Annotated in this window: 21 protein-coding genes; 9 read left to right on the top strand and 12 right to left on the bottom strand. The window is 61.0% G+C overall.

The annotated features are described in order from the left end of the window. The 4 genes from rimM to ffh form a co-directional block, all read right to left on the bottom strand. Nucleotides 1–570: a ribosome maturation factor RimM gene (gene rimM, locus ACPYOI_RS18305; RefSeq protein WP_168831711.1), complete on the bottom strand. Its 570-nt coding sequence runs from the start codon at nucleotides 568–570 to the stop codon at nucleotides 1–3. Between the two features lie 118 nt (nucleotides 571–688). Then, nucleotides 689–1,057: a 30S ribosomal protein S16 gene (gene rpsP / locus ACPYOI_RS18300; RefSeq protein ID WP_168831710.1), complete on the bottom strand. Its 369-nt coding sequence runs from the start codon at nucleotides 1,055–1,057 to the stop codon at nucleotides 689–691. Nucleotides 1,058–1,105: 48 nt separating this feature from the next. After that, nucleotides 1,106–1,426 carry a chorismate mutase gene (locus ACPYOI_RS18295; protein ID WP_168831709.1) on the bottom strand — a complete coding sequence of 107 codons (321 nt, stop codon included), beginning with the start codon at nucleotides 1,424–1,426 and terminating at the stop codon, nucleotides 1,106–1,108. A gap of 16 nt (nucleotides 1,427–1,442) precedes the next feature. After that, nucleotides 1,443–3,023, bottom strand: coding sequence for a signal recognition particle protein (gene ffh, locus ACPYOI_RS18290; RefSeq protein ID WP_481419844.1), 1,581 nt, complete (start codon nucleotides 3,021–3,023; stop codon nucleotides 1,443–1,445). A gap of 317 nt (nucleotides 3,024–3,340) precedes the next feature. Between ffh and ACPYOI_RS18285 the strand changes: the two genes are divergently transcribed. Then, nucleotides 3,341–4,345, top strand: a complete 1,005-nt coding sequence (locus ACPYOI_RS18285; protein WP_481419843.1) for an MBL fold metallo-hydrolase — start codon at nucleotides 3,341–3,343, stop codon at nucleotides 4,343–4,345. Here ACPYOI_RS18285 and ACPYOI_RS18280 read toward each other — a convergent pair whose 3' ends face one another. Further along, nucleotides 4,346–6,304, bottom strand: a complete 1,959-nt coding sequence (locus tag ACPYOI_RS18280) for an elongation factor G (protein WP_481419842.1) — start codon at nucleotides 6,302–6,304, stop codon at nucleotides 4,346–4,348. A 222-nt stretch (nucleotides 6,305–6,526) separates the two neighbouring features. Here ACPYOI_RS18280 and dapF point away from each other — a divergent pair, with 222 nt between their 5' ends. The 5 genes from dapF to ACPYOI_RS18255 all read left to right on the top strand — a co-directional run bounded on the left by dapF (nucleotide 6,527) and on the right by ACPYOI_RS18255 (nucleotide 11,598). Continuing rightward, complete coding sequence (gene dapF / locus ACPYOI_RS18275; protein ID WP_481419841.1) at nucleotides 6,527–7,432, top strand: diaminopimelate epimerase; 906 nt, start codon at nucleotides 6,527–6,529, stop codon at nucleotides 7,430–7,432. Beyond that, nucleotides 7,429–8,703, top strand: coding sequence for a tRNA (N(6)-L-threonylcarbamoyladenosine(37)-C(2))-methylthiotransferase MtaB (gene mtaB, locus ACPYOI_RS18270; RefSeq protein WP_481423148.1), 1,275 nt, complete (start codon nucleotides 7,429–7,431; stop codon nucleotides 8,701–8,703). Before dapF ends, mtaB begins: the two co-directional genes overlap by 4 nt. 16 nt (nucleotides 8,704–8,719) lie before the next feature. Continuing rightward, nucleotides 8,720–10,306: a signal recognition particle-docking protein FtsY gene (ftsY, locus tag ACPYOI_RS18265; RefSeq protein ID WP_481420014.1), complete on the top strand. Its 1,587-nt coding sequence runs from the start codon at nucleotides 8,720–8,722 to the stop codon at nucleotides 10,304–10,306. 63 nt (nucleotides 10,307–10,369) lie between these two features. Further along, the gene (locus tag ACPYOI_RS18260) at nucleotides 10,370–11,014 is read left to right on the top strand and encodes a septation protein A (protein ID WP_168831921.1); all 645 of its coding nucleotides are present in this window, start codon (nucleotides 10,370–10,372) and stop codon (nucleotides 11,012–11,014) included. After that, complete coding sequence (locus ACPYOI_RS18255) at nucleotides 11,011–11,598, top strand: DUF2585 domain-containing protein (RefSeq protein ID WP_481420015.1); 588 nt, start codon at nucleotides 11,011–11,013, stop codon at nucleotides 11,596–11,598. The genes ACPYOI_RS18260 and ACPYOI_RS18255 overlap by 4 nt, the downstream gene beginning before the upstream one ends. Here the strand turns inward: ACPYOI_RS18255 and ACPYOI_RS18250 are convergent. From ACPYOI_RS18250 to ccmA, 5 genes are all read right to left on the bottom strand, one after another. After that, nucleotides 11,595–12,200, bottom strand: coding sequence for a DsbE family thiol:disulfide interchange protein (locus ACPYOI_RS18250; protein WP_481420016.1), 606 nt, complete (start codon nucleotides 12,198–12,200; stop codon nucleotides 11,595–11,597). The two genes, ACPYOI_RS18255 and ACPYOI_RS18250, sit on opposite strands and share 4 nt — an antisense overlap. Next, a complete protein-coding gene (gene ccmD / locus ACPYOI_RS18245; protein WP_481420017.1) occupies nucleotides 12,197–12,364 on the bottom strand; it encodes a heme exporter protein CcmD in 168 nt (55 codons plus the stop codon). Before ccmD ends, ACPYOI_RS18250 begins: the two co-directional genes overlap by 4 nt. A gap of 3 nt (nucleotides 12,365–12,367) precedes the next feature. Continuing rightward, nucleotides 12,368–13,129: a heme ABC transporter permease gene (locus ACPYOI_RS18240; RefSeq protein ID WP_481420018.1), complete on the bottom strand. Its 762-nt coding sequence runs from the start codon at nucleotides 13,127–13,129 to the stop codon at nucleotides 12,368–12,370. A 58-nt stretch (nucleotides 13,130–13,187) separates the two neighbouring features. Then, on the bottom strand, nucleotides 13,188–13,847 hold the full coding sequence (ccmB, locus tag ACPYOI_RS18235) for a heme exporter protein CcmB (RefSeq protein WP_481420019.1): 660 nt from the start codon (nucleotides 13,845–13,847) through the stop codon (nucleotides 13,188–13,190). 202 nt (nucleotides 13,848–14,049) lie between these two features. After that, nucleotides 14,050–14,697 (bottom strand): heme ABC exporter ATP-binding protein CcmA, encoded by a 648-nt coding sequence (gene ccmA / locus ACPYOI_RS18230; protein ID WP_481420020.1) that lies wholly within the window; start codon nucleotides 14,695–14,697, stop codon nucleotides 14,050–14,052. A 259-nt stretch (nucleotides 14,698–14,956) separates the two neighbouring features. Here ccmA and acnA point away from each other — a divergent pair, with 259 nt between their 5' ends. The 3 genes from acnA (at nucleotide 14,957) to ACPYOI_RS18215 (ending at nucleotide 19,285) form a co-directional block, all read left to right on the top strand. Further along, nucleotides 14,957–17,647 (top strand): aconitate hydratase AcnA, encoded by a 2,691-nt coding sequence (gene acnA, locus ACPYOI_RS18225; RefSeq protein WP_481423147.1) that lies wholly within the window; start codon nucleotides 14,957–14,959, stop codon nucleotides 17,645–17,647. A 225-nt stretch (nucleotides 17,648–17,872) separates the two neighbouring features. After that, nucleotides 17,873–18,613, top strand: a complete 741-nt coding sequence (locus tag ACPYOI_RS18220) for a DUF1223 domain-containing protein (protein ID WP_481416902.1) — start codon at nucleotides 17,873–17,875, stop codon at nucleotides 18,611–18,613. Between the two features lie 276 nt (nucleotides 18,614–18,889). Beyond that, nucleotides 18,890–19,285 (top strand): DUF2794 domain-containing protein, encoded by a 396-nt coding sequence (locus tag ACPYOI_RS18215; protein WP_168831695.1) that lies wholly within the window; start codon nucleotides 18,890–18,892, stop codon nucleotides 19,283–19,285. 5 nt (nucleotides 19,286–19,290) lie between these two features. On the opposite strand, the gene ACPYOI_RS18210 is transcribed toward ACPYOI_RS18215, so the two are convergent. Both ACPYOI_RS18210 and ACPYOI_RS18205 read right to left on the bottom strand, forming a co-directional pair. Further along, complete coding sequence (locus ACPYOI_RS18210) at nucleotides 19,291–19,848, bottom strand: N-acetyltransferase family protein (RefSeq protein ID WP_481416903.1); 558 nt, start codon at nucleotides 19,846–19,848, stop codon at nucleotides 19,291–19,293. A gap of 103 nt (nucleotides 19,849–19,951) precedes the next feature. Further along, a partial coding sequence (locus tag ACPYOI_RS18205; RefSeq protein ID WP_481423146.1) for a Bax inhibitor-1/YccA family protein occupies nucleotides 19,952–20,323 on the bottom strand: 372 nt, incomplete at its 5' end.

Genomic DNA, 20,323 nt, shown 5'->3' with positions numbered 1-20,323 from the left:
TTACTTCTTTTTCTTTGGCTTGCCGGAGGCGAGCCCCGATATGTCTTCCGGATCTTCGACGAGGCCCGCGGCCAGCGGATCGATCAGGATCGTGCCGCCTTCGAGATCGATTTCGAGAACCGAAGCTTCGGAGAAGGGGATGAGGACGGGCCGTTTGCCAGGGCCTTTCAGCTCCAGCAGGTCGCCCGCACCGAAGTCGAAAACGCCCGTAATGGTGCCGTAGCTGACGCCTTTGTCGTCCAAAGCTTCCAGCCCTTCGAGATCGGCGTAGAAGAATTCATCTTCCTCCAGCTCGTCGTCGGGTAGATTGTCGCGCTCGATGTAAAGTTCCAGGCCGTTGAGCGCCTCGGCAGCATTGCGATCGTTGATGCCACGGAAACGAACGACGACGACATTCTTCATCTCGCGGATTTCGAGGATCTCGAAGCTCCGTCCGTCCATGCTGTGGAGATGGCCATAATCGCCGAGCGCCGTGGGGTCGGCGGTATAAGCCTTGGCACGCACTTCGCCCCGGATGCCCTGCGCACCGCCAATCGTCGCCATCAGCACGGGGTTTTCAAGCTTTGTCATGGGACCCTTCATGTGAAGCCGGAAATCTGGCTTCTCATAAACGAAGTCCGCCAGAATGAAAACGAAAACGGGCGGCATGTCGCCATGCCGCCCGTCCGATCAGGATATGATCCCGAAATTATTCTGCGGAAGCTGCAGCTTCGGCGGCGTCAGCAGCCTTCTGAGCCTTTTCAGCAGCGCGCTCCTGAGCCTTCTTGCCCGGCTTTGCCTTTTCCGGATTGTTCTTGGAGTCGCGCTTTGCGAGGCCGGCTTCGTTGAGGAAGCGCAGAACGCGGTCGGTCGGCTGTGCGCCCTGCTCAAGCCAATGCTTGATGCGGTCGTTGTCGAGCTTGATGCGAGCGTCGTTGTCCTTGGCGAGCATCGGGTTCCAGGAGCCGAGGGTTTCCAGGAAACGGCCGTCGCGCGGCGAACGGGCGTCGGCGAGAACGATGTGGTAGTACGGGCGCTTCTTGGAGCCACCGCGGGCGAGACGAATTTTCAGTGCCATTCATTTACTCCTTAGGCTTTTCTTGACCGCTTCGTGGGGCGGTATGGTTCATTTTGCTGCAGCGCTCTGTTCAGCGTGATCCGCAGCGATCTGCTCATGATGCCGGATGACTTCCTTAATGACGAAGTTCAGAAACTTCTCGGCGAAATCCGGATCCAGATGCGCGTCTTCGGCAAGCTGCCGAAGACGGGCGATCTGGTATTCTTCGCGCGCCGGATCAGCCGGCGGCAGCTTGTATTTGGCCTTCAGTACGCCGACCTCTTTGGTGCAGCGGAAACGTTCGGCCAGAATGTGAACGAGCGCGGCGTCGATATTGTCGATCGACTGGCGATAGCTCGAAAGCTGGGCTTTGACTTCTGGATCAATCATGGGACAGGCGATCCTTTCACTTCTTCTTCGGCAATCCGGGCAAGCCCGGGAAACCACCGCCGAGGCCCGGCAGCTTCGCGCCGCCAAGGCCCGGTAACCCCCCCGGCATACCACCGAGACCGGGCATGCCCCCGCCCGGCTTTCCAAGACCCGCAGCCTCAGCCCGCTTCTGAAGCGCTTCGAGCTGCTTCGGGTCGATATTCGAAAGATCGGGCATGCCGCCCATGCCGCCGGGGCCACCCAGGCCCATCTTGCCGGCAAGGCCGCCCATCAGCTGCTTCATCATGCCGCCTTTGCCCTTGCCGCCCATCATCTTCATCATGTCCGCCATCTGGCGGTGCATCTTGAGAAGCTTGTTGATGTCGGAGGCGTCAGTGCCGGAGCCGGCGGCGATGCGCTTTTTGCGAGAATGCTTGAGCAGGTCCGGATTGGCGCGCTCGGCCTTGGTCATGGAGGAGATGATGGCGAGCTGGCGGCCGAACAGGCTGTCGTTCAAGCCGGCCGAGGCCATCTTGTCCTTCATGCCGGCCATACCGGGCATCATGCTCATGATGCCGCCCATGCCGCCCATCTTCTGCATCTGGCGCAGCTGGTCGGCGAGGTCGTTCAGGTCGAACTTGCCCTTGGCCATCTTGGCGGCCATGGCGGCCGCCTTTTCAGCATCGATGTTTTCGGCGGCGCGCTCGACGAGCGAAACGATGTCGCCCATGCCGAGGATGCGATCGGCGATGCGGCGGGGATGGAATTCTTCGAGCTCGCCCATCCGCTCGCCGACGCCGATCAGCTTGATCGGCTTGCCTGTCACGGCGCGCATCGAAAGAGCGGCGCCGCCGCGTCCATCGCCATCCATGCGGGTGAGCACCAGGCCGGTGATGCCGACGCGCTCGTCGAAATTACGCGCCAGATTGACGGCGTCCTGACCGGTCAGCGAGTCGGCGACCAGGAGGATTTCATGCGGGTTCGACTTCTTCTTGATGTCGGCCATTTCGACCATCAAGGGCTCGTCGATATGCGTGCGGCCGGCGGTGTCGAGGATGACGACGTCATGGCCGCCGAGTTTCGCGGCCTGCACCGCGCGCGCGGCGATATCGGTCGGCGACTGGCCTGATATCACGGGCAGCGTGTCGACATTGGTCTGCACGCCGAGCTGGCGCAGCTGCTCCTGGGCGGCCGGGCGTCGCGTATCGAGCGACGCCATCAGCACCTTCTTCTTCTCGCGGTCGGTGAGCCGCTTTGCGATCTTCGCCGTCGTCGTCGTCTTACCGGAGCCCTGCAGGCCGACCATCATGATGACAACCGGGGCAACCGCATGAAGGTCGACGCCCACGCCTTCACCGCCGAGCATCTCGATCAGCTCGTCATGGACGATCTTGACGACCATCTGACCGGGTTTGATCGACTTCAGGATCTCGGCGCCGACGGCCTTTTCGCGCACACGGTCGGTAAAGTGGCGCACGACATCGAGAGCGACGTCAGCCTCCAGCAACGCACGGCGAACCTCGCGCAGCGCTGCGGAAACATCGGCTTCCGAAAGCGCGCCACGGCCTGTCAGTCCATTCAGGATGGATCCAAGACGGTCCTGGAGGTTTTCAAACATCGGCTCTTCCTTGATACGTTTCGGGCGGGTGGAATATGCCCGGAAACGTCGTGCTTTTCCTTGACGAAAACAAGACGCAAAGCCAAAAAGCACCCGAGGGCGCATCGCGCTGTCGGGTGTGGACCTCCGGGATCTCTTTATACCTTTGCGGGTCCCGGTCGGTGGCTCGAGGCTTGTGCTCGTCGCAGATTGAGCGGCGGTAAACAGGAAAACGCGGCTGGTGTCAAGGGAAAGCCCTAGAAAAGACCGCGCCCTGGACTTTCAAAAGCACGCGCGCGAACCCAGATCCTTCTTCCATTCAAATGGAACGCTTCCGCATGCCCAATGCCAAAAGACCCAATCCTTACTATCAAGGCCCCGCCTCCGATCACTTCGACGGTACGCAATTCTTCAATCCGGATGGCATCGAGCCTCTTGGCTTCCGCGATTTGCTGCGATGGCAGTTCGGCGGTCGCCGTGACCAATGGCCGAGGTCGGTTCCAAGTCCGTTCGCCCCGGCCAAACCGGACCTGCGCGTGGAAGGTGACGATCTGCGGGTGACCATGGTCGGCCATGCGACGATGCTGATCCAGGTCGCGGGCGTCAATATCCTCACCGATCCGGTTTGGTCGGAGCGCGCCAGCCCCTTCACCTTTGCCGGCCCGAAGCGCGTCGTCGCACCAGGCATCGCATTCGACGACCTGCCGCCGATCGATCTCGTGCTTGTTTCCCATAACCACTACGATCATCTCGATATCGCAACGCTCAAGCGGCTGCAGGTGAAGCATCGGCCGCATGTCGTGACCCCACTCGGCAACGATACGATCGTTCGCCGTGCCGTTCCTGACATGCAGGTGACGGCGATGGACTGGAGCGAGCGCATCTCGCTTGCCGGCATAAGCATCGATGCCGAGCCTGCGCACCATTGGTCGGCGCGCGGCACCGGCGATCGCCGGATGGCGTTATGGGCGGCCTTCGTCCTATCGACGCCGGCTGGCAAGATCTATCACATCGGAGATACCGGCTTTCACGGCGGCGCCAATTACAGTGCGGCGCAGCAGAAGCACGGTGCCTTCCGGCTTGCCGTCCTGCCCTTCGGCGCATACGAACCGCGCTGGTTCATGAAGGGGCAGCATCAGAATCCGTTGGAGGCTGTAATCGGCATGAAGTTGGCCAATGCTGCTTACGTGGCAGGGCATCACTTCGCCACGTTCCAGCTGACTGATGAGGCGATCGATGAGCCGGTCACAGCATTGAAATTAGCCATGAGCGAGCACGGCGTTTCTCCGGAGCGATTCCGGCCGCTCAGGGCAGGCGAGGTCTTCGACGTGCCGGCGGCCTGATCAGTGCGCCTGCGTTCCGGAACCGTGCGTATTGATGATCGTGTCAGCCTCCTTGCCGTAGATCTCTTCAAAATGGTCGAACGCTTTGGAGAAATATCCGATCCCTTGCGTGGCGGAGCGCAGAGCCCGCGCCAGCTCGTCGAGTGCTGCACCCGGAACCAGCGCGCGGAAGAGGTCCCATCCTTTGGCGTTCTCATCCCGATCGAAACCAAGCACCTGGCCCTTGAGCGCGGAGACGATCGCCACCATGCTGCCGGAGAAGACAGAGGGGATGTGGATCTCGACACGGGCAACCGGCTGCATCAGCACGGCAGACGCCTGCGACAAGGCTTGCCGGACGCCCATTCGGGCGGCTGCCCGGAAGGCGAAATCGGAACTGTCGACGGAGTGGTACTGGCCGTCCGTCAGCGTGACCGCCACGTCGATCACCTGAAAGCCGAGCGGCCCTTTTTCCATGGCCTCGCGGGCACCAGCCTCCACGGCCGGTATGTAGTTTCGGGGAACGGTGCCGCCCTTGACGGTCTCGTCGAAGGTGAAACCCTGCCCCCGTTCGTTGGGACGTACGATGAGCTGTACGTCTGCGAACTGTCCAGCACCACCGGTCTGCTTGCGATGACGGTAATGGACGTTGGAGGGCTTCGAGATCGTTTCCCGATAGATCGGGTTCGGAGAGCGTTCGCTCACCTCGACGCGGAAGACCTCTGAAAGGGTCTTGCATAGATCGCGCAGATGTACCGGCCCCTGCGTACAGATGAGCTGTGCGCCCGTCCCTTCTTCCTGCATCACCTTCAGGCCGCGATCGGTTTCAGCCAGCTTCGCCAGCGTCGCCGAGAGCTTGGTCTCATCGCGCTCGCTGCCCGGCACGAGGATGCGCTCGAGCATCGGCGTCGGTGGGGCCGCCCAGGCGGGCGGCTCCAGTACGTCGGCAGAGGTCAGCAGGGCGGGAGCGGGTAGATGGTCCGACTTGACGGCCATGAAAACGGCGCCACGCGCTACGCCGCCGGCAAGCGGGCGGCCGTTTCCCGCCTCCTGAACCGAGCCGAGCCCTGAGCCGCCGAGCGTCGTACCCTGTTTCAGACCGTCAGTGAGCGCACGGGCGAGGATCGTCTTTCCGATGTTTGCCCGGTAATAGGCATGAAGGCTAACGGTAGCCAATGCCGCTTCGTCGGCGCCGGCGGCGCCAGCCAGCCGGCTCTTCAGCGCTTCGACCGGCGGCGCCTCGTGGCGCAGTGCCTTCATCAATCTCGTGATGCCGTTGCTGTGAGACGCCGAACCGAACAGCACCGGAATGATCCTGTTTTCCTTGAGCGTGCGGGAGGCAATGGCAAAGAGTGCGTCGCTTGCCGGTTCGCGATCTTCGATGATTTCTTCCAGGAGCCAGTCGTCGAATTCGGAAAGCTGTTCGAGCAGTTCGGAGCGCGCTTCGTGCTCGCGTTCGGCAGCACTCGCGGGTAGTTCTATGAGGGCGGATGCCTGTCCCTCGCGATAGCGCCAGGCGCGCTCCGAAATCAGGTCACAGTGGCCGACGATCGTTTCTCCTTCGCGGATCGGCACTTGCCGGAGCACAAGCGGATGGCTCGAATAGGCCTGCAAGGAGGCGATGATGTCGCGCAGCCGCCCGCGCGGTTCGTCGATCCGGTTGACGAAGAGGATACAAGGCGTTCCCGAGGCTTCGATAGCGCGAAGATAGGGTGCCGCCAGCACGGCCTCCTCCGGCGCCGGCGACACGCAGAGTATGCAAGCGTCACTCGCCAGCAACGAATCCTGTGCAAGCGCCAGCGACTCGTTCGTGCCGGGCGTGTCCAGCGCACACCACGCTTCGCCTCCGAATTCGAATTCCGTCAAGCTCAATCCGTAAGGAGAAACGGACTTCTTCGGAGTCCCTTCGAGCGAAGCCAGCTTTGTGACGAGCGTTGACTTCCCCGTCTGCGAGGGCCCAAGTACCGTGACGCAGCGCATCGGCGATCCTCCCATGCCAAAAACACGCATTCGATCGCCAAGAATGCCTTCAACCGAGGAAAAGCGCTAGATAGTTGTGATCATTCTTAAATATGAGGCCGTCCAGCCGCCATGGAATTCTCCGGCGGCGAGGCTCCAGGGGAGAGTTTGGCATCCGCCGCACCCACTGGTAATTCCCCCGCATTTCCGTCATATACAGCCGATGACAGAGGAATGGTTCCCATGAGCGCAACGGTCGAATTCGCGAAGATGAACGGGCTTGGCAACAAGATCCTGGTCGTCGATATGCGCGGCCGTCCGGACAAGGTGACCCCGGGTGCGGCGATTGCACTCAATGCGAATCCGGACACCGCCTTCGACCAGATCATGGCGATCCATGACCCGAAGGCTCAGGGCACCGATGCCTGGATCGATATCGTGAATTCTGATGGATCAAAGGCGCAAGCCTGCGGCAACGGCACGCGCTGCGTGGTGCAGGCGCTGGCCTCCGAAACCGGCAAGAAGGTCTTCACTTTCCAGACCGTCGCCGGCATCCTCAATGCCGTCGAGCATGAGGACGGCACGATCTCCGTCGACATGGGCAAGCCCGTTTTCGACTGGGACAAGATCCCGCTTGCCGAGGAATTCCACGATACGAGCCGCATCGAGCTGCAGATCGGGCCGATCGACAACCCGGTGCTGCACTCGCCCTCGACGATGTCCATGGGCAACCCGCATGCGATCTTCTGGGTGGACAAGGACGTGATGTCCTTCGATCTCGGCCGGTTCGGCCCGCTGCTCGAGAACCATCCGATGTTTCCGGAGCGCGCCAATATCACTTTGGCGCAGGTCACCTCGCCGGAGGCGATCACCACGCGGACCTGGGAGCGCGGCGCCGGCTTGACGCTTGCCTGCGGTTCTGCCGCTTGCGCCACCGCCGTTTCGGCTGCCCGCACCGGCCGCACCGGTCGCAAGGTCGCGATTAAGGTTGCCAGCAGCCCGGGCGGCGGCTCGCTTTCCATCGAATGGCGCGAACGCGACGATCACGTCATCATGACGGGTCCGGCCGAGTGGGAATGGTCGGGGACCGTCGATCCCTCGACCGGTTCATGGTCGCGTGATCAGGCGCAGGGAGCCGAGGCGCGGTGAGCGGCGTCGAGGTGATCACCTTCGGATGCCGTCTCAATACCTATGAATCCGAAGTGATGCGGGCAGAGGCGGAAAAGGCCGGGCTCAACAACGCCATTCTGGTGAATACTTGCGCGGTGACCGGCGAGGCCGTGCGCCAGGCGCGCCAGGCCATACGCCGCGCGCGCCGCGACAATCCCCATGCGCGTATCGTCGTGACGGGTTGCGCGGCCCAGACGGAAAAAGAGGCCTTTGCGGGCATGCCGGAGGTGGATGCCGTGCTCGGCAACGAGGAGAAGCTGAAAAGCGCCTCGTATCGCGCGCTACCCGACTTCGGGGTTTCGGCGGAAGAGAAGCTCCGGGTCAACGACATCATGAGCGTCAAGGCGACGGCGCCGCAGATGGTGAAGCATATCGATGGCCATGTGCGCGCCTTCATCCAGGTGCAGAACGGCTGCGACCATCGTTGTACCTTCTGCATCATCCCCTACGGCCGCGGCAATTCCCGTTCGGTGCCCATGGGTGCTGTCGTCGATCAGGCTCGCAATCTCGTCGAAAGCGGTTATCGCGAAATCGTACTGACCGGTGTGGACGCCACAAGCTATGGTGCCGATCTGCCGGGACAGCCAACTCTGGGTCTGCTTGTGAAGACGCTTTTGAAGCAGGTTCCGGAAATCCGCCGCCTCCGGCTCTCATCCATCGACAGCATCGAGGCCGACAGCCATCTCTTCGACCTGATCGCGGATGAGCCGCGTTTCATGCCGCATCTGCATCTGTCCTTGCAGCACGGCGACGACATGATCCTGAAGCGCATGAAACGGCGGCATTCTCGCGCCGACGCGGTGGCGTTCGTGGATCAGGTCCGCCGTCTGCGGCCCGACATCAGCCTTGGGGCCGATATGATTGCCGGTTTCCCGACAGAGACAGAGGAAATGTTTGCCAATGCCGCCCGGCTGGCGGAAGAGGCCCGTATCGCGCATCTGCACGTCTTCCCCTATAGTCCGCGACCGGGTACACCTGCCGCGCGCATGCCGCAGCTCGATCGGGGCCTGATAAAGGACCGCGCCGCGCGTCTGCGGGCCACTGGACATCGGCTACATCAGTCCCATCTGGATCAGATGGTCGGAACGCGGCAATGGCTGCTGGTGGAAAATAACGGGCTGGCGCATACCGAAAACTTCACGCTTGTCGCAGCCCCAGGTCTTCGCCCGCGTTCGTTCGTAGAGGCAAATATCACCGGCCACAACGGCAAGCACCTCGACATGCAATTGACGGCCGCCCAAGCGGCCTGACTTTTACGGAATTCTCATGGCGCTCAGTTTCATCAAAAAGGTCTTCACCTTCGGCAAGGAGAAGCCGGCGGAAGAGCAGGTGCCGGAGACCGTAGAGACGAAAGCTCTCGAAGCCGAACTGGAGCCGCATTCGCGCGAGGAGCACCTGCCGCTCGCGAACGATCCCGTATTGGCGGAGGAGATGGATACGGCGGGTGGGCCGACCGGCGATCTGGGCGACAACGCCTCCGTGGAGGAGCTCGCCGAGAAGGCCGAAGCGCTTGCACCGGAAGAGGACGATGTTTCCGAGGTCCTACCGGCTGAGGTGCAGGCGGGCGATATGGGCCTTGTGCCGCTGTCTCTGCTTGAGGCGGAGGCGGAGGCGGAAATAGAGGAAGCACCCCCCTCTGTCCCTTTGGGACGTCTCCCCCACAAGGGGGGAGATCAGTTGGAGGAGGCTGTCGGCAGGGAAAAAGGCCGCGTTGAGCCCGCGGAGACTTTTTCAGAAGAGATTCCCGTTCAGGGTGAGGTCGAGCAGAGCTCTCAAGCCGCGCCGATCTCCCCCCTTGTGGGGGAGATGTCCGGCAGGACAGGGGGGGGTGGTGCGCCTGTTGAAGAGGTTCCAGTCGAACCGCCCGTCCTCCCGAAAGGCTTTGCCACCGGCTCGGCCGCGCCAGAACCGGCGCCTCTTGCTCCACAGCCGAAACTCAGCTGGTTCCAGCGGCTGCGCGCCGGTCTGGCGCGTACATCTTCGCAGCTTACCGGTCAGATTTCGGCGCTTTTCACCAAGCGCAAGCTGGACGACGATACGCTGCAGGATCTCGAAGACCTGTTGATACAGGCCGATCTCGGTGTCGAGACCGCCATGCGCGTCACCGATACGCTGGCTTCCGAGCGTTACGGCAAGGACGTCACCGGCGAGGATGTGAGCCGCATCATGGCGTCGGAAATCGCCAAGGTGCTGAAGCCGGTTGCAAAGCCGTTGCAGCTCGATCTCAGCCACAAGCCGCACGTCATTCTCGTCGTCGGCGTCAACGGTACCGGCAAGACGACGACGATCGGCAAGCTGGCGGCGAAGCTGTCGGGTGCCGGCTTGAAGGTCATGGTGGCGGCGGGCGACACTTTTCGCGCCGCGGCGATCGAGCAGCTGAAGATCTGGGCTGATCGCACCAAGTCGGAATTCATCGGCACCAAGCTCGGCGCCGATGCGGCAGGGCTTGCCTATGACGCCTTCGAACAGGCGAAGGCCAAGAAATGCGATGTGCTGATCATCGATACCGCCGGCCGCTTGCAAAACAAGGCGGAGCTGATGGCCGAACTCGAAAAGATCGTCCGCGTGCTCGGCAGGCTCGATCCCGACGCGCCGCACACCGTACTGCAGACGCTGGATGCGACCACCGGCCAGAACGCACTGAATCAGGTCGAGATCTTCCGCAACGTTGCCGGCGTCAACGGCCTCATCATGACCAAGCTCGACGGCACGGCGCGCGGCGGCATCCTCGTCGCGATCTCCGCCAAGCACAAGCTGCCGGTCTATTTCATCGGCGTCGGCGAAGGGGTGGACGATCTGGAACCCTTCGAGGCCGAGGATTTCGCCCATGCCATTGCCGGTCTTGGGCAATGATGCCACAGATAAGCCGATAACAGCGCGCAAGCCGCGCGAATGACGAACAGGTTTGACGAACGCATGACCACCGAAAGCGATGTTACGCCCAGCGCTGCCGACCGCCACCATCCGATGCTGAAGATGGCTCTGGAGCTCGGCCCGCTGTTGATTTTCTTTTTCGCCAACCTGCGTGGTGCCTGGCTGGTTGAGAAATTTCCGGCATTGGCCGAGCTCGGCGGCCCGCTCTTCGTGGCGACCGGTCTTTTCATGGCGGCGACGATCGTCTCGCTCGTCGTCTCCAAGTTCATCCTCGGGCATCTGCCGGTCATGCCCTTCGTGTCGGGCATCGTCGTTCTGGTCTTCGGTTCGCTGTCGATCTATCTCCAGAACGAGACCTTCATCAAGATGAAGCCGACGATCGTCAATACGCTGTTCGGCGTGGCGCTCTTGGGCGGGCTTGCCTTCGGCAAGTCGCTGCTCGGCTATGTCTTCAATGCCGCCTTCCAGCTCGATGCCGAAGGCTGGCGGAAGCTTACGGTCCGCTGGGGCATCTTTTTCCTGTTCCTCGCGGTGCTCAATGAAGTCGTCTGGCGCAACTTTTCGGATGATTTCTGGATCGCCTTCAAGGTCTGGGGGACGATGCCGATCACCATCATCTTCACCATGGCGCAGATGCCGCTCATCCTGAAGCATACCATTACGCCTGCAGGAGAGACCGAGAAGTGACGGTAGCCGGCGCGGCGGAAAGATCGAGACATCAGAATTTCTGGTTCGCCGCCTGCGTAGCGGTCTTGATCGTCCAGATCGCCGCCGAATACCTGATGGGCCGCACGCCGATCTGCACCTGCGGCTACGTTAAGCTCTGGGAAGGCGTCGTCAATTCGAGCGGCAATTCCCAGCACCTCTCGGACTGGTACACGCCGTCGCACATCATCCATGGTTTCCTGTTCTATGGGCTGACGCATCTTCTGCTGCGCGGCAAGCCGATCGCAATGCGACTGCTTTTGGCGCTCGTCATCGAATCCGGCTGGGAGTTGCTCGAAAACTCGCCGATTATTATCGACCGCTACCGTACGGCGACGATCTCGCTCGACTATTACGGCGACAGCATTCTGAACTCCGCGATGGACACCGTCTTCATGGTCGTCGGCTTCTTCTTCGCCGCACGCGCTCCGGTCGCGCTGACGGTTGCGATCGCGATTTTCTTCGAGATCTTCACGGGCTACATGATCCGCGACAACCTGACGCTCAACGTGCTGATGTTGATCTGGCCGGTCGAGGCGATCAAGACTTGGCAAGGGGCGCTTTAAGAAAGCGGTTTTCCAAGCGCTTTCTCCATCGCCGGGAAAAGCCCTTCCTTCAGGCTGATATCATCGAAGGGACCGACGCGCTTGTAGAGGATCGTGCCGTCGGGAGCGACCAGATAGCTCTCCGGGATGCCGTAGACGCCCCAGTCGATGGCCGCCTTGCCGTTCGGATCGATGCCGATTGCGGCATAGGGATTGCCGAGCTCGCCGAGGAAGCGGAGCGCGTTGTCGTTCTTATCCTTGTAATTGATCGCCACAATGTTGAGCCGGCTATCCTTTGCCAGCTCCTTGAGGATCGGGTGTTCTTCGCGGCAGGGAATGCACCAGGACGCAAAAACGTTGACGAGCGTCAGCTTGCCCTTGATGGCGGCATCTGTCAGCGGCGGCAGGTTGGACCCTTCAAGCGGGGGAAGGTTCAGCGCCGGAGCCTTCGTGCCGATCAGAGCCGAAGGAATGTCCGCAATGTTCTTGCCGTGAAAATCCTGGTCGTAGAGCATCTTCGCCGCCGTGGCGGCAATACCGCCGAAAACGACCAGCGGAATCAGCGCCAGAACGTAGCGGCTTAAGGGACGCGGTTTCGGCCGATCTGCTTCCGGCATGCTCATGCGTTGTCCTTAGGGCGGGCCGAGCGCCGCCGGATGCCCGAGGCTTCAAGCGCGGCCAGTTCCTTCTGCCGCGCACGCCCGTCGACCCAGACCCAGAGCGTCACGACGATGGTGATGAAGGCTGCGAATGCATAGGCACTGTAAACGTAGAAAGCGTGGGTCATCGGCTATTCCTCGCGGCCTGCCATGCGGGCGGCAAGGCGGCGCTGGACTGCCACGCGGCGGCGCCAGATCTCGTTGCGCATCGCCATGATGTGCAGCGTGAAGAAGAGCAGCGTAAAGCCGATCGCCATGGTAAAGAGCGGGCGCAGGAATTCCGGGTCGATCGCCGGACCGTCGAGGCGCATCACGCTCGCCGACTGGTGCAGCGTATTCCACCAGTCGACGGAAAACTTGATGATCGGGATATTGACGAAGCCGACGAGGATGAGAACCGCCGTGACACGCGCGGCCCTGGACGGATCGTCGATGGCCCGGGTCAAAGCAATAAGACCGAGATACATCAGAAAGAGAATGAAAACGGATGTCAGCCGCGCATCCCAGACCCACCAGGTACCCCACATCGGCTTGCCCCAGAGCGAGCCGGTGACGAGCGCCAGCAGCGTGAAGGCAGCGCCGAGCGGCGCGGCGGCCTTTGCCGAAACATCGGCGAGCGGATGGCGCCAGACGAGGGTGCCGATCGCCGAAATGCTCATGACCGTGTAGCACATCATTGCCAGCCAGGCGGATGGCACATGGATATACATGATGCGGACGGTTTCGCCCTGCTGGTAATCGCCTTCGGTCGAGAAGCTGAGGTAGAGGCCCGCGATCAGACAGAGCGCGGTGGCTCCCGCCAGCCACGGGATGATGCGCTGCGCCAGAGCCAGAAACCGCGTCGGGTTCGCAAGGTCGCTGAATTTGCTGATGACAAGGCTCGTTTCGCTCATGAACGGTTCTTTACCTTGAACGGCGTGCTGCCGCAATTGATCCTGACAACGGGCTCGATCAATCCGATGTGTTTCGCAGTGCAAGGGCCGCGCCTGCCGGGCCAATGACAGCAAAGAACAGCGTCAATGCGATGAGAATAAGGAAGGGCGGCAGGAAGGGCGCCGGATCCTCGACGGCGGCATACGTGGCGCTGACGCCGAAGATCAGCACCGGAATGGTCAGCGGCAGAACGAGGATCGAGACCAGAAGCCCGCCCCGGGGGAGCGCGACGGCGACCCCTGCGCCGACAGCACCGATAAAAGTGAGGGCGGGCGAGCCGACCAGCAGCGTCAGCATCGTCGCGCCGATTGCAACCTCACTCATGTTCATGAAGAGCCCAAGCAGCGGCGAGGCGATCACCAGCGGAAGGCTGGTCGCCGTCCAATGGGCGAAGCATTTGACGAGAACGGTCAGCACCAGCGGCGTCTCCTGCATCAGCATCAGGTCCAGCGAGCCGTCGTCGCGGTCGGCCTGAAAAAGCCGGTCGAGACCGAGAAGGGCCGAAAGCAGGGCGCCGATCCAGACGATGGCGGGACCGATCCGCGAAAGCAGGTTCAAGTCCGGTCCGACGCCAACCGGAATGATGGCGGCAACCGTCAGGAAGAACAACACGCCGATCAACGCGCCGCCGCCGGCACGGATCGAAAGTTTTAGATCGCGGAAGAAGAGGGCGGTCATGAGGAACGACCTTTGTGTGGGAAAGACCCCTCCCCAACCCCTCCCCACAAGGGGGAGGGGCTTTTACGCCGCGGAAGGCGCTGCCCCCATTTTTTTCCCTCAGCGAGCGAGTTACGCGATCTGGCACAGGCGAGCGTCGCGGCCGAGCCCCTCCCCCTTGGGGGGAGGGGCTGGGGAGGGGTCTTTGCCAAATACGCATTCATCATCCCCAAACTCCCTGCGATACACCCTGGAATCCCGTCATCCGCAACTCTCGCGCATTTTCTAACCCGAGTGACTGGTGCGTCGCTGCCAGAACGATTCCGCCCTTCGTCTGGTGTTGCCCGATCAGCTCTGCAAACAACCGGTCGGCGCTGGCGTCGAGTGCGGCGGTTGGTTCGTCGAGAATCCAGACCGGACGATAGGAGACGAGCAGTTTCGCAAAGGCAAAACGGCGCTGCTGGCCGGCGGAGAGATAGCCGAAGGGAAGATGCGTAATGCCTCCGAGGCCGACGGCCTCGGCTGCGTCTTCGATCGACAGGTCCGAAGAGCCGAGCACGTCGCCGAGAAAGCTTTGCCAGAAGGCTAGATTTTCCGAAACAGTGAGCTCGCTTTTCATCGCGTTTCGGTGGCCGAGATAATGGCTCACTTCGCGCGCGGGGCGCTCCCCGGAGCCGTGCGAATCAGTGAAGCGGACGTTGCCTTTTTCGGGGCGAAGCAGACCGGCGATGACGCGCAGTAAAGTGGACTTTCCCGATCCATTTTTACCTGTCAAAACCACAGCTTCGCCTGCTTCCAGGCGAAAGGAAATGCCTTCGAAAATCAGGTCTTCGCCCCGCCTGGCAGCGAGGTTGACGGCGTCGAGATGCATAGGCGTTCCGTTCAAAAATATTTTAATCACCGCGACGCAAAAAATATCCAAATGGGCCAAACCCGGTCTGGCACCTTCCGGAGAAATTATCTATAAGACCGCAACCACGCCAGCGGTCGGCGTGAATATCATCCTTGCGCCGAACATGGAATATTTCTTCCACGTGCGGACAGCGGAAATGGCCGTACCCGCATCCTGATGTGCATCAAGTGCATAGGCGTTCGCACGACTGTGTTGGCTATCAGAAACGGGGTCTCTCGTGTCTAAATCTCTTGACAGTTTCAACTGCCGGTCCACGCTTTCCGTGAACGGGAAGGACTATGTCTATTACAGCCTTCCCAAGGCTGAGGCGAATGGTCTGCCGGGCGTGTCGAAACTTCCTTACTCGATGAAAGTTCTTCTCGAGAATCTGCTGCGCTTCGAAGACGGCCAGTCCGTCACCAAAGAGCACATTCTGGCCGTTGCCGAATGGCTGAACAACAAGGGTACCGTCGAGAACGAAATCGCCTATCGTCCGGCGCGCGTTCTGATGCAGGACTTTACCGGTGTTCCAGCTGTCGTCGACCTCGCCGCCATGCGCGACGCGATGGTCTCTCTCGGTGGCGATCCGGAAAAGATCAACCCGCTCGTTCCCGTCGACCTCGTCATCGACCACTCGGTCATCGTCGATGAATTCGGCACGCCACAGGCCTTCGCCAAGAACGTCGAGCTCGAATACCAGCGCAACGGCGAACGCTACCGCTTCCTGAAGTGGGGCCAGCAGGCATTCAAGAACTTCCGCGTCGTTCCTCCGGGCACCGGCATCTGTCACCAGGTCAACCTCGAATACCTCGGCCAGACCGTCTGGACGAAGGAAGAGGATGGCGAAACGATTGCTTATCCGGACACCTGCGTCGGCACCGATTCGCACACGACGATGATCAACGGTCTCGGCGTTCTCGGCTGGGGCGTTGGTGGTATCGAAGCTGAAGCCGCCATGCTCGGCCAGCCGGTCTCGATGCTGCTGCCTGAGGTCATCGGCTTCAAGCTGACCGGCAAGCTCAAGGAAGGCGTCACCGCAACCGACCTCGTTCTGACCGTCGTGCAGATGCTGCGCAAGAAGGGCGTCGTTTCCAAGTTCGTGGAATTCTTCGGCCCGGGCATGGACAACATGCCGCTCGCAGACCGCGCGACCATCGGCAACATGGGTCCGGAATACGGCGCGACCTGCGGCTTCTTCCCGGTCGACAGTGAAACGGTCAACTATCTGAACATGTCAGGCCGCTCCAAGGATCGCATCGCGCTCGTCGAAGCCTATTCCAAGGCCCAGGGCATGTGGCGCGACGGCGACGGCTCGGATCTCGTCTTTACCGACACCCTGGAACTCGACCTCGGCGACGTCGTTCCGTCGATGGCCGGCCCGAAGCGTCCGGAAGGCCGTATCGCTCTCGAGAACATCGCCTCCGGTTTCGCGACCTCGATGGACGCCGACTATAAGAAGCCGGGCCAGCTTTCCAACCGCTATGCGGTCGAAGGCACCGATTTCGACCTCGGTCACGGCGACGTTGCGATTGCCGCCATCACCTCCTGCACCAACACTTCCAACCCGTCGGTGCTGATCGCTGCCGGCCTTCTCGCCCGCAACGCCGTTGCCAAGGGCCTGAAGACCAAGCCGTGGGTCAAGACCTCGCTGGCGCCGGGATCCCAGGTCGTCGGCGAATACCTTGCCAAGTCCGGCCTGCAGGCCGACCTCGACAAGCTCGGCTTCAACCTCGTCGGCTTCGGCTGCACGACCTGCATCGGCAACTCCGGCCCGCTCCCGGCACCGATCTCCAAGACGATCAACGACAAGGGCCTGATCGTTTCGGGCGTGCTCTCCGGCAACCGCAACTTCGAAGGCCGCATCTCGCCGGACGTCCAGGCGAACTACCTGGCATCCCCGCCGCTCGTCGTCGCCTACGCGCTCGCCGGTACGGTCCAGAAGGATCTGACCAAGGAGCCGCTCGGCGAAGACAAGGACGGCAAGCCGGTCTACCTCAAGGACATCTGGCCGACCTCCGCGGAAGTTCAGGAGTTCATCCTGAAGTACGTGACCCGCGAGCTCTATGAAACGAAGTACGCGGACGTCTTCAAGGGCGATGCCAACTGGCAGGCCGTCGATATTCCGGCCGGCAAGACCTATGCCTGGGACGACAAGTCGACCTACGTGCAGAACCCGCCGTACTTCGTCGGCATGGGCAAGAAGGGCTCCGGCACTTCGGACATCAAGGGCGCTCGCGTTCTCGGCCTGTTCGGCGACAAGATCACGACCGACCACATTTCTCCGGCCGGTTCGATCAAGGCGGCGTCTCCGGCAGGCTCCTACCTCATCGGCAACGGCGTCGGCGTTGCGGACTTCAACCAGTACGGCACGCGCCGCGGTAACCATGAAGTCATGATGCGCGGCACCTTTGCCAACATCCGTATCCGGAACCACATGCTGGGGCCGAACGGCAAGGAAGGCGGCTACACCATCCACTATCCGTCGAAGGAAGAGGAATCGATCTACGACGCTGCCATGAAGTACAAGGCAGAGGGTGTTCCGCTGGTGATCTTCGCCGGTGTCGAGTACGGCAACGGCTCGTCGCGCGACTGGGCTGCGAAGGGCACGAACCTTCTCGGCGTGAAGGCTGTCATCGCCCAGTCGTTCGAGCGCATCCACCGCTCGAACCTGGTCGGCATGGGCGTCATCCCCTTCGTCTTCGAAGAGGGCACGACCTGGCAGAGCCTCAACCTCAAGGGCGACGAAATCGTCACCATCGAGGGCCTGGAGAACATCAAGCCGCGCGAAAAGAAGATCGCCAAGATCACCTACAGTGACGGCACGGTGAAGGACGTTCCGCTGTTGTCGCGCGTCGATACGCTTGATGAGGTCGTCTACCTCAACAACGGTGGTATCCTGCAGACAGTTCTGCGCGACCTCGCTGCCTAATTATTAAGGCGCATTGTAGATAGTGGCCGCCGGAGAGGGCTCTTCGGCGGCTTTTCCTTTGTGGCAAGGAGGTTCACGCCGTTGTGTTCCGGCTGTGGGAGCGGCGGGGGATGTCTCACCCCTTCGTGACTTTTCGTTTGTAGCCGGAAAGACTATTCGTACGGTGATAAGACAGAACCTGCGCCTCGAAATGGCTGCCGGGCTCTGAAGAAGGGGTGCAGGTGAATGTCCGCGCGTTTTTTGATTTCGCTGGTTGCCAGCGTGGTGCTGGCCACGCCGCTTTATGCACAGGACGGCAAGCCGAAAGGCGTGATTGAGCTGTTTACATCCCAGGGATGTTCTTCCTGCCCTCCCGCCGATGCCGTGTTCCGCAAGCTTATAGGCCAGGACAACGTGATCGCCCTCGCCTATCATGTGGACTACTGGAATTATCTCGGCTGGACGGACACGCTGAGCTCCAAGCAAAACACTGACCGCCAATACGGTTACGCGCGGATGCTGGGACGCAGCAACGTCTATACGCCGCAGGTGATAGTGAACGGCCGCGACCATTTGGCGGGGGCGGATCTCTCTGCCATAAACAACAAGATCGATACTTTTTCAACGGAAGGCAAAGGCCTGATGGTGCCGGTCGAGGCGCAGATGCGCGGCGACCAACTGGAGATCAAAGTCGGCGCAGGCGAGGGTAAAGCCAACGTCGTCCTCGTCTATTTCGACAAGGAAAAGACGATCGACGTCGAAAAAGGCGAAAACAGCGGCCAGAAGATCTCCTATCTCCACAGTGTCAGCGATATCGAAACCGTGGGGATGTGGAACGGCAAGGCGACGAGTATGACGCTGCCTGCGACGGTCATGGAGAAGGCGGGACTGGAAGGTTGCGCGATCCTGCTTCAGTCCGCAACGGCGGACGGCGATCCAGCCGCGATTCTTGGCGCGACAGTCATCATGGCAGGCAAGAATATCTGATTGTTTTCTTCTGCTGAGAAGCGGTTGAAAACAGGGCGGCCCGGCTGGTCGTATTCGGGGCTGGGGTTAAGGTCGATACGCTCAGCCGGGCCTTTTGGCGCTGGCGCCAAATCAATTGAGTGAACTTCTCCCGGAAATGAGGCGCTGTTTTGACTGAAATACGGCGTTCGGGAGATTGCACAGCATATGTTGAATGTGATGGGCTCCACACTTGCAATTTGAGATGGCTCGGGCAAACTGTCGTCTCCCTGTCACAACCGGAGGCCTGGGAGACTGATGGCAGATCAGCCGGATTTGCGGCATGGCGACGCCCATGCCGCCGATAACAGGGTCGTCGTCGATCTAAGGGAATACAGGCAGAGCAAAGACCCCTTGCCAGTGACTTTTAATCGTCGGGAGCTGGATGCCATTTTGTGGATTTACGGAAGAATGGTCGGCGAGGGCGAGTGGAAAGACTACGCGATCGACCATTTGAAGGAAAAAGCCGTCTTTGCCGTCTTCAAGCGTTCAGGAGAGATGCCGCTTTTCCGGATCGAAAAAGATCCGAAGCTTGCTGCCAAGCAGGGTGCCTATTCGGTGATCAACACGAACGGTATGATCCTGAAGCGCGGTCATGACCTGCAGCAGGTCCTGAAGGTCTTCGACAAGGTGCTCAAACTCGTCGAGAAGTGACCGTATCAACCTTTGAACAGCGTCCCAGGGTAGACTGACGGATCGGGATCACTGGCTTTGCCATCGCCGAGCGGCCGCTGCATGATCATCGTATCCAGCCAGCGGCCATGTTTGTACCCCGTGCCCTCCAGCAATCCCTTGTCTTCAAAGCCCAATGTGCGATGGAGCGCGATCGAAGCAGGGTGGGCGCCGCCAATGACCGCGATCATCTGGCGGAAGCCGAGTCCGGTGCAGCGTGAGATCAGTTCGCTGAGCAATGCGCTGCCGATGCCGAGGCCACGGGCGGCAGGGGCGAGATAGATCGAATCCTCGACCATCCAGCGATAGGCCGGCCGGGTCCGGAAGGCTGAAGCGTAGGCATAGCCGAGCAGCGTTCCGCTCTCATCGATTGCCGCGATATAGGGGTATCCAAGGCCGGTATTGGCGAGGAAACGGGACGCCATCTCATCTTCCGAGGGCGGCGTGATTTCGTAGCTCGCCACCCCATTGAGGACAGAGTCGCGATAGATTTCGGTGATTGCGGGAAGGTCGGAAGGTGTCGCGTCACGAAGGGAGAAGAGCATTGCGTCGGCCGGTGATTGAGAGGCGCTCCTAGAAACCATTCCGCCACTCGAGGCGCAACAAAAAAGGCGGCCGAAGCCGCCTTTTCCGATATGTCGTTGCCTCTTACTTGCGGTCGCCCATGAACTGCAGGAGGAACATGAAGAGGTTGAGGAAGTCGAGGTAGAGCGTCAGCGCGCCGATAATCGCCTTGCGGCCGGCAACGGCAGCGCCATCGGCTTCATAGTACATTTCCTTGATCCGCTGCGTATCATAGGCGGTAAGGCCTGCGAAGATCAGAACGCCGATCACGGAGATCGCGAACTGCATTGCGGAGGAGGCCAGGAAGATGTTCACGATCGACGCGATGATCAAACCGAAGAGACCCATGATCAGGAACGAGCCCATCGCCGACAGGTCACGCTTGGTCGTGTACCCATAGAGCGACAGCGCGCCGAAGGAAGCGGCGGTCACGAAGAAGGTCTGCGTGATGCTCGA

This window comes from Rhizobium sp. SVR5-2C (assembly GCF_056755115.1).
Note: the sequence above shows the minus strand (reverse complement) of the source record. Positions and strands in the feature narration are given on the sequence as shown.

What these genes read in the sequence shown, in the direction of transcription:
- rimM (WP_168831711.1), bottom strand. Translation starts at nt 570, where the DNA reads ATGACAAAGCTTGAAAACCCCGTGCTGATGGCGACGATTGGCGGTGCG.
- rpsP (WP_168831710.1), bottom strand. Translation starts at nt 1,057, where the DNA reads ATGGCACTGAAAATTCGTCTCGCCCGCGGTGGCTCCAAGAAGCGCCCG.
- ACPYOI_RS18295 (WP_168831709.1), bottom strand. Translation starts at nt 1,426, where the DNA reads ATGATTGATCCAGAAGTCAAAGCCCAGCTTTCGAGCTATCGCCAGTCG.
- ffh (WP_481419844.1), bottom strand. Translation starts at nt 3,023, where the DNA reads ATGTTTGAAAACCTCCAGGACCGTCTTGGATCCATCCTGAATGGACTG.
- ACPYOI_RS18285 (WP_481419843.1), top strand. Translation starts at nt 3,341, where the DNA reads ATGCCCAATGCCAAAAGACCCAATCCTTACTATCAAGGCCCCGCCTCC.
- ACPYOI_RS18280 (WP_481419842.1), bottom strand. Translation starts at nt 6,304, where the DNA reads ATGCGCTGCGTCACGGTACTTGGGCCCTCGCAGACGGGGAAGTCAACG.
- dapF (WP_481419841.1), top strand. Translation starts at nt 6,527, where the DNA reads ATGAGCGCAACGGTCGAATTCGCGAAGATGAACGGGCTTGGCAACAAG.
- ftsY (WP_481420014.1), top strand. Translation starts at nt 8,720, where the DNA reads ATGGCGCTCAGTTTCATCAAAAAGGTCTTCACCTTCGGCAAGGAGAAG.
- ACPYOI_RS18260 (WP_168831921.1), top strand. Translation starts at nt 10,370, where the DNA reads ATGACCACCGAAAGCGATGTTACGCCCAGCGCTGCCGACCGCCACCAT.
- ACPYOI_RS18250 (WP_481420016.1), bottom strand. Translation starts at nt 12,200, where the DNA reads ATGAGCATGCCGGAAGCAGATCGGCCGAAACCGCGTCCCTTAAGCCGC.
- ccmD (WP_481420017.1), bottom strand. Translation starts at nt 12,364, where the DNA reads ATGACCCACGCTTTCTACGTTTACAGTGCCTATGCATTCGCAGCCTTC.
- ACPYOI_RS18240 (WP_481420018.1), bottom strand. Translation starts at nt 13,129, where the DNA reads ATGAGCGAAACGAGCCTTGTCATCAGCAAATTCAGCGACCTTGCGAAC.
- ccmB (WP_481420019.1), bottom strand. Translation starts at nt 13,847, where the DNA reads ATGACCGCCCTCTTCTTCCGCGATCTAAAACTTTCGATCCGTGCCGGC.
- ccmA (WP_481420020.1), bottom strand. Translation starts at nt 14,697, where the DNA reads ATGCATCTCGACGCCGTCAACCTCGCTGCCAGGCGGGGCGAAGACCTG.
- ACPYOI_RS18220 (WP_481416902.1), top strand. Translation starts at nt 17,873, where the DNA reads ATGTCCGCGCGTTTTTTGATTTCGCTGGTTGCCAGCGTGGTGCTGGCC.
- ACPYOI_RS18215 (WP_168831695.1), top strand. Translation starts at nt 18,890, where the DNA reads ATGGCAGATCAGCCGGATTTGCGGCATGGCGACGCCCATGCCGCCGAT.
- ACPYOI_RS18210 (WP_481416903.1), bottom strand. Translation starts at nt 19,848, where the DNA reads ATGCTCTTCTCCCTTCGTGACGCGACACCTTCCGACCTTCCCGCAATC.